15 protein-coding genes are annotated in these 16212 nt (G+C 38.5%); 4 read left to right on the top strand and 11 right to left on the bottom strand.

From position 1 onward, the window contains the following. Positions 1-51: 51 nt before the first annotated feature. From QNH48_RS02925 to QNH48_RS02905, 5 genes are all read right to left on the bottom strand, one after another. The gene (locus QNH48_RS02925) at positions 52-717 is read right to left on the bottom strand and encodes a 3-oxoacid CoA-transferase subunit B (RefSeq protein WP_283953691.1); all 666 of its coding nucleotides are present in this window, start codon (positions 715-717) and stop codon (positions 52-54) included. Then, positions 717-1376 carry an acetate CoA-transferase subunit alpha gene (gene atoD / locus QNH48_RS02920; protein WP_283953690.1) on the bottom strand — a complete coding sequence of 220 codons (660 nt, stop codon included), beginning with the start codon at positions 1374-1376 and terminating at the stop codon, positions 717-719. The genes QNH48_RS02925 and atoD overlap by 1 nt, the downstream gene beginning before the upstream one ends. A gap of 135 nt (positions 1377-1511) precedes the next feature. Then, positions 1512-3137: an ATP-binding protein gene (locus QNH48_RS02915; RefSeq protein ID WP_283953689.1), complete on the bottom strand. Its 1626-nt coding sequence runs from the start codon at positions 3135-3137 to the stop codon at positions 1512-1514. 141 nt (positions 3138-3278) lie between these two features. After that, the gene (locus QNH48_RS02910) at positions 3279-5387 is read right to left on the bottom strand and encodes an MMPL family transporter (protein WP_283953688.1); all 2109 of its coding nucleotides are present in this window, start codon (positions 5385-5387) and stop codon (positions 3279-3281) included. Between the two features lie 108 nt (positions 5388-5495). Continuing rightward, the gene (locus QNH48_RS02905; protein ID WP_283953687.1) at positions 5496-6068 is read right to left on the bottom strand and encodes a TetR/AcrR family transcriptional regulator; all 573 of its coding nucleotides are present in this window, start codon (positions 6066-6068) and stop codon (positions 5496-5498) included. Between the two features lie 149 nt (positions 6069-6217). On the opposite strand from QNH48_RS02905, the gene QNH48_RS02900 reads away from it, so the two are divergent. The 3 genes from QNH48_RS02900 to QNH48_RS02890 are packed head-to-tail and all read left to right on the top strand — an operon-like array spanning position 6218 to position 8718. Beyond that, positions 6218-6940, top strand: coding sequence for an ABC transporter ATP-binding protein (locus QNH48_RS02900; RefSeq protein ID WP_283953686.1), 723 nt, complete (start codon positions 6218-6220; stop codon positions 6938-6940). Next, complete coding sequence (locus QNH48_RS02895) at positions 6937-8037, top strand: ABC transporter permease (RefSeq protein ID WP_095247912.1); 1101 nt, start codon at positions 6937-6939, stop codon at positions 8035-8037. The genes QNH48_RS02900 and QNH48_RS02895 overlap by 4 nt, the downstream gene beginning before the upstream one ends. Positions 8038-8070: 33 nt before the next feature. Beyond that, complete coding sequence (locus QNH48_RS02890) at positions 8071-8718, top strand: TetR/AcrR family transcriptional regulator (RefSeq protein WP_283953685.1); 648 nt, start codon at positions 8071-8073, stop codon at positions 8716-8718. A 56-nt stretch (positions 8719-8774) separates the two neighbouring features. Here the strand turns inward: QNH48_RS02890 and hflX are convergent, their stop codons facing one another. From hflX to QNH48_RS02875, 3 genes are all read right to left on the bottom strand, one after another. Further along, positions 8775-10040: a GTPase HflX gene (hflX, locus tag QNH48_RS02885; RefSeq protein ID WP_283955665.1), complete on the bottom strand. Its 1266-nt coding sequence runs from the start codon at positions 10038-10040 to the stop codon at positions 8775-8777. 429 nt (positions 10041-10469) lie between these two features. After that, the gene (locus QNH48_RS02880; protein WP_283953684.1) at positions 10470-10832 is read right to left on the bottom strand and encodes a VOC family protein; all 363 of its coding nucleotides are present in this window, start codon (positions 10830-10832) and stop codon (positions 10470-10472) included. Between the two features lie 326 nt (positions 10833-11158). Further along, on the bottom strand, positions 11159-12541 hold the full coding sequence (locus tag QNH48_RS02875; RefSeq protein WP_283953683.1) for an L-cystine transporter: 1383 nt from the start codon (positions 12539-12541) through the stop codon (positions 11159-11161). Between the two features lie 184 nt (positions 12542-12725). On the opposite strand from QNH48_RS02875, the gene QNH48_RS02870 reads away from it, so the two are divergent. Continuing rightward, positions 12726-13580 carry a hypothetical protein gene (locus QNH48_RS02870; RefSeq protein ID WP_283953682.1) on the top strand — a complete coding sequence of 285 codons (855 nt, stop codon included), beginning with the start codon at positions 12726-12728 and terminating at the stop codon, positions 13578-13580. 72 nt (positions 13581-13652) lie between these two features. On the opposite strand, the gene QNH48_RS02865 is transcribed toward QNH48_RS02870, so the two are convergent. The 3 genes from QNH48_RS02865 to QNH48_RS02855 form a co-directional block, all read right to left on the bottom strand. Then, complete coding sequence (locus QNH48_RS02865; RefSeq protein ID WP_283953681.1) at positions 13653-14066, bottom strand: DUF1761 domain-containing protein; 414 nt, start codon at positions 14064-14066, stop codon at positions 13653-13655. Between the two features lie 77 nt (positions 14067-14143). After that, complete coding sequence (locus tag QNH48_RS02860) at positions 14144-15547, bottom strand: sensor histidine kinase (RefSeq protein WP_283953680.1); 1404 nt, start codon at positions 15545-15547, stop codon at positions 14144-14146. Further along, complete coding sequence (locus tag QNH48_RS02855; protein ID WP_283953679.1) at positions 15537-16208, bottom strand: response regulator transcription factor; 672 nt, start codon at positions 16206-16208, stop codon at positions 15537-15539. Before QNH48_RS02855 ends, QNH48_RS02860 begins: the two co-directional genes overlap by 11 nt. Positions 16209-16212 lie beyond the last annotated feature (4 nt).

Raw genomic sequence — 16212 nt, 5'->3', positions numbered from 1 at the left:
GTATTTGCGGAATTTATGGAGCCGCCTTTAAGATTCTAACACTTGCTATTCTCAGGAAACTAAGTCTAATGATACGGTCGGTCCAATTTTAAAGGATGCTTCCGTTTTTTCTTTTACTGTTTCAAGGTCTACGCCCTCTTGAAGTTCCTCTAATACAAGCCCTTCTTCTGTTATACGAAAGACAGCTAGTTCCGTCACAATCAGATCCACTACACCTTTTCCAGTCAGAGGCAAGCGGCATTCTTCTAAAATTTTTGAAGAGCCATTCTTCGCTGTATGTTCCATAGCAACAATGACTTTCTTTGCACCTGTCACTAAATCCATCGCACCTCCCATTCCCGGAACCATTTTTCCGGGAACCATCCAGTTCGCTAGGTTTCCCTTCACGTCTGCTTCAAGCCCTCCAAGTACGGTTACATCAACATGTCCTCCGCGAATTAACTCAAATGAGAATACACTGTCAAAGAATGCGCCGCCAGGAAGAATCCCCGATGGCTGTCCACCTGCATTAACCAAATCCGGATCAATATCCCCGTCTAGAGGTCCAAGTCCGACATACCCATTTTCAGATTGAAGAATGACATTTACATTGTCAGGGAGGTAATTCGGCACCATCGTCGGTAAGCCGATTCCAAGATTTACTACATCTCCGTCTCTCAGTTCCTTTGCCACTCGAGCAGCGATAATTTGTTTTGGATTCACTAATGTTTGTACCATTATTTTCTACCTCCCTGAACATAAATCTTATCTATGAGGATTCCTGGAGTCATAACCTCATCCGGGTCTATTTCGCCGACCTCCACTAATTTCTCTACTTGAACGATAACGTGGTCACAAGCAAGCGCCATGAAAGGGTTGAAGTTACGAGCTGAACGGTGGTATACCAAATTTCCAGATTTGTCCGCTTTATATGCTTTAAGAAGGGCTACTTCAGCACGAAGCGGCTTTTCTAGGAGATATTCACGTCCATCTACAGTCAGCTTTTCCTTTCCTTCTTCGACGACGGTTCCCACACCTGTTGGAGTTAATATTCCACCAAGGCCAGCCCCGCCTGCACGAACACGTTCTGCAAGTGTTCCTTGGGGTACCAGTTCTACCTCCATTTCACCCGCAATCATTTGCCTGCCGGTTTCTGGGTTGGTCCCGATGTGTGAAGCAATAACTTTCTTAACTCTATGGTTTACAATTAAAGGTCCCACACCACTCTCAATGAAAGCGGTGTCATTTGCAATTAATGTAATATCTTTCACGTCTGCTTCAAGCAAGGCGGATACAAGATCCTCTGGTGTACCAACCCCCATAAAGCCACCTGCCATAATACTCATGCCATCTTTAAAAAAAGAAGTAACTTCATCCAAGGAAATAATTTTATTCACCTAACAGCACCTCCTAAAAAATAGGTGAGTTTATTGCTCACACATCCTTACTGTGCAAGACTCGTGCCAATAAGAAAAGCGGAAGCGCCAAAAGAAAGGAGCAACTTCCCCAGACAGGAAGCTGCTCCTCTTTTATTAACTGACCAATGGTAATTTAATTTCAACCAGAGTACCTTGTTGTGCTTTACTTTGGTACGTAATACTTCCATGGTGTTGTTTTATAATTTTATTACAAATCATTAAACCAAGTCCGGTTCCTTTTTCCTTTAAACTATAAAAAGGTTCACCTAATCGAGGGAGAAGTTCTTCTGGTATTCCACAGCCTTCATCCTGAACGGTAAGTACACATTCACCTTCCTCACCTTTTTGAAGATGAATGTGAATGTTTCCTCCTTCAGGCATTGCCTCAATTGCATTCTTTAGAACGTTTAAGAAAACCTGCTTTAACTGATTTTTCTCCCCCGTAATGAAAAATGGCGATTCCTCCACACATAGATTGAATTGAATATTTTCCAAATGTGCCTGCGGTGAAAGAAGTTCAAGGGTATTCTCTACAAGCTCTCTTATATTCGTACGATGAAGCTGAACGGCCTGTGGTTTTCCAAGAGTAAGCATTTCACTTGTTATCGTTTCAATACGCGCTAGTTCGCTTAGGAGCAAATCATTTATTTCATCTGCTCCGTTTTCCCATTTATAAAGCTGTACAAAGCCCTTGATGGTTGTGAGGGGATTACGAATTTCATGGGCAACTCCTGCTGCTAACTCACCGACAATCGATAGCTTTTCAGATTGCAAGAGAATTTCTTCTGCTTGTTTACGCTCCGAAATATCTCGGCTGATGATGACAATATGCTCAATATCATCATTATCTCCCTTTACTGGCACACACCGAGACTCAAATTCAATCCAATGGCCACTCTTGTGGTGCAGACGAAATTCAATTAATTTTGATTCTTTGCATTCAAACATCCTGTCTATCGTAGTTTTAAATAGTTCAACATCATCAGGATGTAAGAACCTGCATAATTTTACATCTTCCAGTTCACAGCATTGATATCCTAAAACCACTTCATGCGAAGGAGAAAAGTAAGTAAGAACATGGCCTCTATCCATCACCATAATTAGGTCAGATGTATTCTCAGCGATTAGCCTGTATTTGGATTCACTCGCTTCTACCATTCTATACATATCAGATAATCTGTTATTAAATCGGTGGAGCTTTACATAGGACTCAATCATTAATAAACCTAGCATAACGCCTAACATCACAAACAGGATATATTGAAAATGAAAGAATGGTTTATCTCTAAATACATTGAAAATAATCGGTACATTAACAACATAAATGATTATATAAGAACCACATAAGATGATAGATTTCATTAATGGAGTAAATTTTTTAACATAATAATAGATGATGGTAAAACCAATCATCAGAGCTGCCCAGCCGGTAATAGCAGTATCCCAATGACCGCTTGAGAACAATCTTGCAAGTAATCCAAATGTTCCGGTGATAAATCCTGCGAATGGTCCAAGGTAGGCAAAAACCAGAATAACTGGTGCATAGCGGATATCGTACGTATACCCCAGCTCATGTATGGATAACATGACGAGAATAATTGAAACAAATCCACCATAAATTCCTACCAAAAGGCGGACATGTTTTATGGGCTTATGATTAATAAAGGAACGAATAACTAGTGGAGTACTAACCAATAGTGAAAAAATTGCAAGATTTACAATATAATCTAATAGAAACAATGAACTCCCACCCAAAAAAATCATACTTTTCACTCTATCATAAACCAGAGGATTCACCATTTCTATATGTTTTTTTTATTTTAAATGGAGGTTAAACCCAAAAAAAGAGCACCAAAGATGGGGATCCTTGGTACTCTGCTTTTATTGAATATCCTTCGCTGCTGCTGATTTATCTTTTTCAAAGAATATGATTAACGCTGGTAATAAGATTCCCCGGATTAGGAACGTATCTAATAAAATACCGACTGCAACGATAAAGCCAAATACGAACAGTAATTGGATAGGCTGGGTCATCAATACAGCAAATGTAGCTGCAAGTATAATACCTGCTGAAGAAATAACACCGCCAGTGGTTGATACAGCAATTTCAACTGCCCTTTTAACAGAATGTTTTTTTCTTTCTTCCATAAATCTTGAAATTAAAATGATATTGTAATCAATACCAAGTGCCACTAAAAAGACAAACGAATATAGCGGAACACGATTACTGATGGTATCGATATCAAAAAACAAACTGCTTAAGAACATTCCTAAACCAACTGCCGCCAGGAAAGAAATTAAAATGGTACCCATCATATAAATCGGCATTTTAAATGATTTGGTCAATACAATTAACATCGCAAAAATCAAGACTGATTCAAGCAAAACAATTACGATAAGATCTCTGTCGTTTGTTGCACGGTCATCCACTTTCTTAGCTGTTTCTCCTGCAAAATGAAGTTCACCCTCAAGATTACTTTCTGCTAACAGCTTATCAGCATTGTCTCTCATCTTTTCCAACGCATCCATGGTTTCCACCGCATATGGGCTTTCCTTAAACGTGAGACTATATTGGACTACCTTTTGATCTGCTGTAGTACCATTCGGACGAACGTTACTGACTAGCTCTTGATCAGCAAGAGTTTCAAGCAATGCACCTTGCTGTTCAGGCGTAATCTCTTCTTTAGCTTCAAACAATACAGTGGTTGCAGCTAGATCACCTTTTTCAAACTTTTCTTCTAATATTTCATAACCCTGCCTTGACGGCATATCCTTCGGAAACGACTTCATCGTATCGAATTCATACTTCAAATTAAACATGTTAAGTGCAGATGCTAATAGTATGATACCGATAGCGGAGGCTGCAACCACTGGTTTCTTTACAACAAATTTGCCAATTTTACTCCATACGGAACTAGATTTAACACTTTCCTCACCAACTCTTGGGATCTTAGGCCAGAAGGATTTTCTTCCAAACAAAGTAAACAAGGCCGGAACAAGAGTAATCGAAGCCAACATGATAACAAACATCGCTGCTGCGAAAACAGGTGCGAAATTACGATAGTCCCCAAACTGTGCAAAAAACAGAACAAGCATAGCGGCTAAAACGGTTCCTCCTGAGAAGAAAACAGGAGTCCCCGTTTCTCTCATTGCCTGCTTCATCGCCTCAAATTTGCTATCAAATTTTTTCAATTCCTCACGGTAACGCGAGAAGACGAATAGGGAATAATCTATGACCGCTGCAAACAATAGAATCGTCATAATTGAAAAAGTTTGACTACTAATTAGCAATCCACCCTTTCCCATCAAACCTAGTATCTGATTCACTACCTGGTAGACAAATGCTGCTGCAAACAGCGGAATCAAAGCTAATAATGGAGATCGGTAAATCACGATTAATAAGATTAAGATTAATCCTACTGTTGAAAATAATAAAACTAAATCAGCACGGGAAAAGAGATTGAGAGAATCCACCGCAATTCCTGCCGGACCGGTTGAATATAATGTTAAGTCTGTATTTTTCTTAACTATTTTTTCAATTTGCTCTAGTGCCGTCCTTATTTCCTTTGATTCTAAAGAAGATTCGAACGTTATTGGAAGAATCAGCGTACTTTGATCTTTTGAGAAGAAACTTGCAGTCGCTTGAGGCGGCATACTAGGTAAAGGAACATATTCTTTTATTCCTTCTACTTGATTAATATTTTCAAATAGCGGGTTCAAATCGGATAATTCCACTTTATTGTCGCCCGATTGAAAAACTAATATCGCCGGTATTCCTTCATTATTTTTAAAATAGGTATCAACCTTTTCTTCGGCGATAACCGATTTTGCATCGGCAGGTATCGTATCAATACTTGATACCTCGTATTCCTTCGCACTTGGTGCAAGGACAGAAAGCAGTATGGTTATTAAAAGCCAGATTCCAAGCGTTATCCACATTCCCTTTTTTGAGGTAACTCGATCAGTTACCGATTGTAAGAATGAATTCATACTTTTGAGCTCCTTCACAATATTATAAGTGACACCAATGTAACTTTAAATAAAAAATAACTGACACAATAACAACTTCATTATCTTTCAAAGTTACACTTGTGTCAATTAGCAATTAGTGAACATTCCCTGACGAATGATTTCCTTTATTGATTTTAGCCATTCTTGATGGGGAATCCCAAAATGATTGGGAATGGCAACACTTTGAAGGATAAATCCTACGACAAGACTATCTGGAATATGGGATTTTAGTTTTCCCTCTTCCTTTCCTTTAAGAATAAAACTATTTAAGTAGTGGTACATTTCTAAAGGAAGTTTTTCGAGCTTTTCTTTATTTACATTTGAACGCTCCAACCTTGCTAGAACATGCACTGCCGCTTTAATTAGATGATGTATTTCTGTTTTTGTAAAAATAAAATCCATTAGAAAATCAAATTGATGTTCGAACCCTTTGAGTTTTTCTATTTCCTTAAGTTCAAGAAGAAATTGTTCCATTTCGTAAATCATAAAGTCCGTAATGAGTTCTTCTTTATTTTCATAGTATTTATATAATGCTGCCCTTGATACTTCCATCCGATCTGCTAAAAGGCTGAAAGTAAAGCCGTCATAGCCATTCTGCAGAAGGAGCTGCTTCGCCTCATGAAATAACTCTACCGTATTAAATTTCCGCTCCCGTGCCAACTCTTCACCCCCGATATACTATGTGAGAATAGTATATCATATTGGTTGAAGATTTTTAGCTGCGTCCATCTGGATACCTATTGACCTAAGGTATTTATTTGTTATAATTAGAGTGAGTAATCACTCATTTTAGAGAGGGTTGATTAAGTATGGTATCAACAATAGTTATAAATGATGTGAGCAAAAGCTTTGGAAAAAAGTTAGTCCTTAATCAGATTGACTTAACTGTAGAATCAGGAGAAATTTTCGGGTTAATTGGTCCTTCGGGTTCAGGCAAAACAACCTTGGTAAAGATTATCGTGGGCATGGATTCGCCCAGCCAAGGCGATGTCCAAGTATTGAATAAAGCTGTTCCTAATTTGAAGCTTTTACAGAGAATCGGCTATATGGCCCAAGCGGACGCCCTATACTCCGATTTAACCGGCGAGGAAAATCTCGCATTCTTTGCCTCCCTTTTTAAACTTAAAAAAGATGTCCAAAAAGAGCGGATTGCTTATGCAGCTGATTTAGTGAATCTTAGAGCTGATTTGAAAAAGAAGGTCCAGAACTACTCTGGAGGTATGAAGCGGCGGTTATCTCTGGCAGTTGCCTTGATACAGGATCCTGAAATCCTTATTTTAGATGAGCCGACTGTTGGAATAGATCCCGAGTTAAGACAGTCCATTTGGGCTGAGTTGTATCGCTTAAAAAACGAAGGAAAAACGATTTTAGTGACTACCCATGTAATGGATGAAGCAGAGAAATGTGACCGGCTGGCTATGGTGCGAGATGGTGAAATCATCACAAGCGGTTCTCCTGCAGAATTGAAAAATCAGTATGGGATTACCAGTTTAGAAGAGGTATTTTTAAAGGCTGGAGGTAAACAGCTATGAGCATAGTTGCTATGGTTAAACGGATATTTCACCAAATGTTGCGCGATAAACGTGCGTTAGCTTTGATGATGGTGGCACCGTTATTGATTCTTACCCTACTAAATTATCTACTTGCTGGGAATACCGTCAATCCTAGACTTGGTGTAATCAATGTCGATGATAAATTAGTAGAAAGACTTAAGGATAACGACATTACGGTCCTGCAGGATGTAGTAAATACAAAAGACATCTTAATAGATAAAGACTTAGATGGAATCCTGGAATTTACTGGGGAAGAAATCTCGTTGACACTTACAAATGACCAGCCTAATGCAGCAAAGGCCTTACAAATAAAAGTGCAGCAGGCAATTGCGGCAGAAAAAGCTAAAGAGCAGGCAGCAAATTTGTCTACATTCATGGAAAGTATCCAGAGTAAGCTGCCAGGAGTTCCTATTAAGATGGAGCAGGTAAAAGCACCTGAAGTAAATACTTCCTATATATATGGAAATAAAGATACAATCTTTTTTGATCAGTTAAGCCCGATCCTAGTTGGATTCTTTGTTTTCTTCTTCGTATTCTTAATTTCGGGGATTGCGTTGCTGCGGGAACGAACCACGGGTACGCTTGAACGATTATTAGCAACACCTATTCTAAGAAGAGATATTGTTTTTGGCTATTTACTGGGCTACGGTTTATTCGCGGTAGTGCAGACGATTATTGTTGTTACCTATGCTGTAAAAGTTTTAGATATAACGCTTGTAGGCTCATTCTGGAATGTAGTGCTCATTAATTTAACTCTGGCTTTAGTGGCATTGTCACTAGGTATTCTTCTATCTGCTTTCGCGAATTCAGAGTTCCAAATGATGCAATTTATTCCGATTGCCATCATTCCACAGGTCTTTTTTGCAGGTATCTTCCCGTTTGAGTCAATGGCTGGCTGGATGCAGGTTCTTGCTAAATGCATGCCGATGTATTATGGCGGCAGTGCCTTAGTAGAGGTTATGTATAAAGGGTCGGGAATAAGTGCAATCGCAGACGAACTTTTGGTGCTGCTAGGCTTCGCCCTTGTATTCATTGTTTTAAATGTTGTAGCATTGAAAAAATATAGAAAGATATAATTTGTTATTTTGTTATGAAAAAAGGAGTTAACTATGACTGAAGAAGAATTAATGCTGCAGCAGTTATTTGATGAAGATAAATTAACGGATAAGCAAAAGAAAATCATTGTCGCCGCGATTGAAACCTTTTCTGAAAAAGGATATGCCGCATCCTCAACGAGTGAGATTGCCAAAAAGGCGGGAGTAGCCGAAGGAACCATCTTTCGGCATTATAAAACAAAGAAGGAATTGTTGGTTTCTATTGTTGCCCCGCTGATGACAAAATTCATTGCCCCTTTGGTGGTAAAGGACTTTAATAAGGTGCTAGATCGGGAATTTGAAACCGTCGAAGATTTTCTGAAGGCAACAATAGAAAATAGAAGGGATCTTCTCATCCGGATGTTACCTGTAGTGAAAATTATGTTTCAAGAAATTCCCTTCCAGCCAGAATTACGTGAACAATTTTTCGAACTCGTTGCAGAAAATATATTTGAGCGGGTTGAAAAAGTAATCGTAGGCTATCAAGAAAAAGGGCAGCTGATTGATATGCCTCCAAAAAGTATAGCAAGGTTAACGATTACTAATATTCTTGGCTTCTTGTTTTCCCGTTATGTCCTATTTCCCCATTTGGACTGGGACGATGAGCTTGAAATTGAGAGGACCATCCAATTTATCATGCATGGTGTCGGAAAAAAAGAATAGCCGCAAAGGTTGAATAAACCCCTCAATGAAAATCGATCAATGAGGGGTTTTCCTTTTTAAATGACATATTGCTGGTATTTTTCAAAATCATTGCTGTTGCATTCCAGCGATAACAAAGTGCCGTTATATTCATATTTTGTGGAAAGCACATTGGCATTCTCATTAAGATAGGAGATTAATCGCCCATCATCAAAAGGAATAAGCATTTCACAATGAATAGGATTTTTAAAAATTTGATGGGTAATCCTTTCAAGTAGTTCTTCCAAGCCATTGTTTTGTTTAGCAGAAAGATAGACCCTATTCCCCTTGACTGCTGGAAATTCCTCTTCAGTCAAATCAACCTTATTAAATGCAAAGATCGTTGGGATATTCTCAATTCCCATTTCTCTTAGCGTTTGATTGGTTACTTCTATCTGTTTTTGAAAATTTGGACTCGAATAATCGACAACATGAATCAATACGTCCGCATTAGCTGCTTCTTCTAGTGTTGAACGAAAGGCTTTAACAAGGTGATGTGGAAGCTTATCTACAAATCCAACTGTATCTGATATCAAAAATGGCTGGTTATTTGGAAGTTTTATTTTTCTAACCGATGTATCTAGGGTAGCAAATAACATGTCTTTCTCAAACACCTGTTTATGCAAGGAATGATTAGATCTTTTTAACAGAGCGTTTAAGATAGTTGATTTACCTGCATTTGTGTAGCCGACTAAGGAAACGAGCGGAATACCACTATTCTTACGCTGATTCCGAAGTGTTTCCCTTTTTGTGACAATTCCCTCCAATTCCTTCTTTAAAGCTGTAATCTTTTCTTCAATTTTCCTGCGGTCGAGCTCTAATTTTGTTTCGCCAGATCCTCTATTTATTAAGCCAACTCCACCTCCTTGTCGACCTAGTGATTCACGTTGGCCAACGATACGAGGAAGCATGTATTGAAGGTTTGCCATTTCGACCTGAAGCTGGGCCTCTCTCGTTTTAGCACGCTGTGCAAATATATCCAAAATCAACATCGTCCGATCCACGACTTTTCTATTGAGGTCAGCCTCAAGATTACGAATTTGCGAACCCGTTAATTCATCGTTAAAGATGACAACATCCGCATCCAGCTGCTCAAGGAACTGAATGGCTTCGGTTATTTTCCCTGTGCCGATATAATGAGCCTTATTGAATCGACTTAAACTTTGAGTTAGTTCTCCAACAACTTCTATATGACAGGCGGCAGCTAGATTCTTCAATTCTTGCATTGAATAATGAAAGTCCGGTTGATGATTTATATTCACACCTATTAAAATAGCCTTTTCTCTCATCTTTTCTTCCTCCATTCCTTTTGGAAAAATAAAAAACACAGACTGCCCGCCTGTGCTTACGTAAATGGAAAAGACAATACAAAAAATACCCGATAATGACTTATCTGGTTTTGTATGGACCCCTGCTTGAAAATACCTGAACTGTGTTAATGCAGGTATTATTCGTATTCATTATTATTTTTAAAGACAGCAAAAAAGAGGGTAGACTCGCCCCCTCTTTTTTACCTACCGTAAAATAAAGGTTTCCTTAAAAATAAGGCAGACCAATCCCATTTACTCCGCACGCACTGGCAGAGCTTGAACGTTATTTAGTTAACGGTTCAAAATTTGGAATCTTAATCTGCGATACTTCATGTGGAAAACCTCCATTTCTCTATAACTACTTCAATCATAACAGCAAAGTTAATGGTAAACAATTACAATAATAACCTATATTACGACAATTTACCCCTTTAATAAAAACTCATTACCGTCTTCATCATTGAACTGTACAAAGGTACCCCATTGCATGGTGTTAGGCTCACCTTGGAAAGACACTCCATTTGCTTTCATTTTTCCATACGTTTCCATGACATTGTCACAAGCAAACACAATCGAAGCCATCCTGTTTTCATGTCCCTGCATCATTGATTTAGGATAAATGACGAGGTGCGTGCCTGCATTTTGTGGACCTACCTCCAGCCAGTGTGCATTGGGTCCCATAGGAAACTCTGCTTTTACTTCAAAACCCACCTTGTTTGTCCAAAAATCCTTTGCCTTTTGCTGATCATCCACATAAACTGCTACTGTTGCAATATTCGTAATCATTCTTAAAACCTCCCTGAACATCTTTCAAATCCAATACTATCAATAAAACCGAGTAATACCAAGACTTCCTAGCCTTCTAATCAAACGTTTGATTAGTTTTCCACAATTGGTTACTTTATTAGAAAACCCACTATTCCCAAGGGTTCAAGACCATCTAATCAAACGTTTGATTAGTTTACCGTCCGATTTAATCAAACGTTTAATTAGATTTTAACCTATAAAAAAACTGGATAGTCATCATGACTATCCAGTAAATCCCACAGTGTCCATACCACACGGACAGTGTCCACGAGTGGTGCCTGTCACCATATATTTATCACTATATTCTATGCTTCTACAATGTTTGGTTGTTGATATACTTCTTTATCAAATTCACCTGTTGCTTTGCTGGTTAGGACTCCGGATGTGATTGATCCGCTTACGTTTAGTGCTGTACGTCCCATGTCAATTAGTGGTTCTACTGAGATTAGAAGACCTACAATCGCAATTGGAAGGTTCATAACAGATAGTACGATTAGTGCTGCGAAGGTCGCACCACCACCAACACCTGCTACACCGAATGAGCTAATAGCCACAACAAGGATCAAGGAAATAATAAATCCAGGGCTTAGTGGATCAATACCAGCTGCTGGTGCAACCATAACCGCTAGCATTGCTGGATAAACCCCAGCACATCCGTTTTGACCAATCGTTAATCCAAATGAACCTGCAAAGTTTGCAATCCCTTCAGAAACACCTAAGTCTTTCGTTTGCGTTTTAATCGTTAACGGCAGTGTTCCTGCACTTGAACGAGAAGTGAAAGCAAATGTTAAAGTTGGTAAAGCCTTTTTCACAAAATTAACTGGGTTAATCTTTGCGATTGCTAATAACAATAAATGAACAATAAATACAAGAATAAGTGCTACATAAGAAGCTATAACAAACTTACCTAATTTTACAATAGCGTCATAATTACTTGTTGCTGCAACCTTTGTAATGATTGCTAAAATGCCATATGGCGTTAAACGAAGGATTAACGTAACAATTCTCATAGTTACTGAATAGAGAGAATCAATGATTTTCGCAAAAAGTTCAGCATGTTCTGGCTCTTTACGCTTTACTCCAAGGTAAGCAATTCCGATAAAAGCAGCAAAGATAACAACTGCAATCGTTGAAGTTGCACGAGCACCTGTTAAATCCGCAAACGGATTTGCTGGGAAAAACTCAAGGATTTGTTGAGGAATGGTCATTGCTTCAACTGTAACAACTCTTTCCTCTAATGCAGCATTTCGTGCAATTTCTGCTTCACCTTCAGTCAATTCGATACCATCAAGACCAAACCCTAATGATGTACCAATTCCAATTGCTGCAGATATAGCAGTTGTTCCAAGTAAAATTCCAATTACAAGGATACTGATCTTTCCGATATTCTTCGTTAATTTTAATTTTGTAAAGGCTCCTACGATTGAAATGAATACAAGCGGCATAACCACCATTTGTAGTAACTTAACATAACCGGATCCTACAATATTAAACCACGCGATGGATTCCGTTGTAACCTCAGAATCTATACCATAAATTAAATGAATAATAAAACCAAAGATAAGTCCTAAACCTAAACCTGTGAATACACGTTTTGAGAATGATACATGTTTCTTTGCCATTAGGCGCAAACCGACCATGAGTAAAAGCAATACTGCAACATTCACAATGATAAGAATTGCATTCATCTTATTTCCCCCTTTTATTTATATGTATTTCTTTGTTGCGTAAATTAGTCTATGAAAATATTAATACACATATTCCTATCAGTCAAGTCGGAATAATATATTTTTTTATTCTAATAATTTGAATAAATTTTTCACTTTGATGAATACTACCTGCTAACAATAATAAACAGAAGGAGATATAAATATGGAGTTTAATTCCTACTGGTATCTCGGATTAGGTATCTTAAGTATTCTTCTGTTAATTTATGTGTATATAAAAACAAGAAGCTGCAGAAGTTTATTGCTTTTTGGCACCATAGTGGGTCTTGGATATCTTATAGAAGCAGTGATTTACAACTTTGGACAAAGTTATCAGTATTATCCTAAACTTATTAAGCACGATACTATTTACGATAGTAATATGGGGGCAATTGCCTCAAATGCCTTGGCATTACCTGTTGTCGCTACTTTTATTGCTACTCTGCGAAAAAATTGGATATGGATATTTTTTTTTATTAGCTTATTTGCAGGGATTGAATGGACATTTCTGAAGCTGCATATCTATTCCCATAATTGGTGGAAGATTGGTTTCACATCTTTTGGATTACTTGTCTACTTCCCATTAGCAAAAGTGTTCCATCAACTGTTATCGAATCCATTAAACGGGTTCCTGCATTCAATATTTCTGTTTTTAATTGTTAGTCCCTTCTCTGGTTCTCTGCATATTATGCCTATTATGTTTTTGTCAAATAGATATTATGAACTGTGTTGGTTTGACAATCTCTCCCAAGATACTACTGCCTTTAGTGCCCTCTTTTATATAGGCGCCAGTCTTTTCTACGTATGGATTGCCAAACGTCATTGGAAGTTTAAATGGGTGAAATATGTGTTGACTCCCCTTTTGATATTTACGGTGAACATTCTCCTGCAAAAGGCAGGAATTCTCCACAGCCAGGTCTGGTGGGATCCATGGTATTATGTCATTTTGTCCGTTGTCTTATTGAAACTAACCGTCTCTATTAGCAAACATCTTTCAATTGGTCCACCCAAAAATGCCTGACCCTAAATAAAAGGATCAGGCATTTTTGGGTGGACACCTTTTAGGTGTCACCTTGGTGACAGGCACCAAATTTTATCTCCACATTCCCAGTATTAACCCCATAATGGTGAAGGTTATAACGTGATAGCCGGCGTTGATTAGGTATAGTTTTAGTGATTTTCTTTCGAATAGGTAGGTGATTCCCGTTGCGGTTGCTACCCAGAATAGTCCCGCCATTAGTCCTGCTGTTGCACCGAAGATGGCGTCTCTTTCTGGACCTAGGAACATTACAAGTACAAAGGATATGATGAGGGATAGTATAAATGATCCGCCAAATATCACTGCCATGTTGCTATTCTTTAATTTTTCTTCTGTATAGCCATTTTCCTCCATCCAGGGCTTTGCGAATAATACGGAATACCAAAGTCCACCAATGACAAAAGCGGATAATGCGGCTACTAATACTGCCCAATAATTAATTGAATCTATTGCTTGTTGAAGATCCACTTGCTTTCCCACACCCGATTATTGATATCTTACACTCAATTATAGGCAGGAATTTCCTATCTATTCAAGGTAATAAATCATAAAGGATTTATAGGAATTACAATAGTAAATATAGTACCTTTTCCTAATTCACTTGAAATGTTAATGGTTCCTTTATGTGTTTCCACAATCCATTTTGCAATGGAAAGTCCTAACCCATGTCCTCCCATTTGCCGTGAACGGGATTTATCTACACGGTAGAAACGCTCAAAGATGTGAACCTGATCCTCTTTTTTAATCCCTTTCCCCGTATCTTTAACCTTCATACAAAGCTCATTACCTTCCCTTGTTAGTAAGAGCCATACCTCTCCATTACCTGGTGTGTATTTAATAGCGTTGTCTAACAGTATATATAGCAGTTGCGATAATCTCTGCGAATCTCCCGTTGCCATCAGTGAATCCGGAGCCTCTAAATGGAGCCTAATCTGCTTTGAATCTGCTAGTGGCTGGACAGATTCAATCGCTTTCTCAGCATGAGGAAGAAAGTCAAACGTCTCAGTTCTCCGTTCGATGATATTTGAATCTGAACGTGCTAGCGTTAACAAGTCACTTACCAAGCTTGTCATCCGTTTCACTTCCTGCCTCATATTGGACAACAGCTTACCAGCAAATTCTTCTTCCTTCGTATCAATCGTCATGTCTATTGCGTCTAATGAAGATAACAACACACTTAAGGGAGTTCGTAATTCATGCGATGCATCTGCCACAAACTCCCGCTGTCTAGTAAAAGCTCTGCTAATCGGAATCATTGCTTTTTTAGACATGGCTGCACTGATAAGTAATGCCACACCTACAAACACAATTCCAATTACTAAAAGGATGATCAATAGCCAATGGAAAAGCTGATAGGCAAAGGAAATATCCTTACCAATAAACAATTTGCCGACAAAGCGGCCATTATCGTATATCGACTCGCTGGCTATCATCAGGGTGATGTCTCTCTCGGGCCTGCGTTGAAAAAATTCGCCTGGTTTTCCTCTGCCTTTCTCGCTTCCTTCTAGGTGAATTGTTTCCTTAAGAATGTCTCCATCGTCCAAAACCTTTCCATTCAAAATCCCTAATATAGCAGATCGGGTTCGCTGATCTGCTTCGTTTCCCATTATCAATTCTCCATTTGAATTCACAACATAATAAAAAAGCTGGTTGGCTCCGGCAAACACTACCTCTTGATTTTGAATCCCGCGAAAATCACTTTTTTCATTTGTCGTTAAATAATCCTCTAAAAAACCTGCTTCCTGATTCACTAATGTTTCAAGTTCAGTCTCCTGATTCCTCAAAATACTAAAATAAAGTACGGAATAAACAATCATGATAAAGATAATAAGAAATAAAATCAGCAGCCCACTATAGATACGAGTAAGCCTGCCTTGGGTACTTTTAAAGACATCCTTCTCATCAAAGTTTGTTAAAGAGCGGAAGAATAAAAGCAGATTAGTTTTCAAGCTTATAACCTACCCCTCTTATACTTTGAATCAACTCTTGTTTTCCTACTTTATCTAATTTTTTTCGGATAAGTTTAACGGTTGCATCAATCGTTTTAAGCGCAACGTCAGAATCCAGCCCCCAAATTCGTTCAAGAATAACTTCACGCGGGATGACTTGTCCTTTATTTTGGACCAATAAGTCTAATAGCTGGTACTCCCTAGGACTTAATTGGATTTCTTCAATCCCAAATCGAACAAAATGACCGTTTCTATTTAGAACTAGATCTTGTAACGTAATTTCCTCTTCTAAAATAGGGGCATAATTACGCCGCGAAAGAGCCCGCAAGCGTGCCTGCAACTCTCCTATTTCAAAAGGCTTAACAAGATAATCATCCGCTCCGGAATCCAATCCCTCGATCCGATCTTCCACTGTATCTTTTGCAGTCAACATCAGGATAGCACCTGAATATCCTTGTTTCCGTAATCGGCGGCAGACATCAACCCCATCACCGTTTGGCATCATCCAATCAAGGATGAATACATCATAGTGTGTATTGGAAGCGTAATAATAGGCATCTTCCCCTTCCATTACCCACTCTACCTTGTATCCAGTTTTTGTTAGCATATATACAATCAATTCACCTAGCTGTGAATCATCTTCCGCTAATAAGATCTTCATGATT

The organism is Neobacillus sp. YX16 (assembly GCF_030123505.1).
Taxonomy (GTDB): domain Bacteria; phylum Bacillota; class Bacilli; order Bacillales; family Cytobacillaceae; genus Neobacillus.
This window is presented reverse-complemented; position numbering and strand designations above follow the sequence as displayed.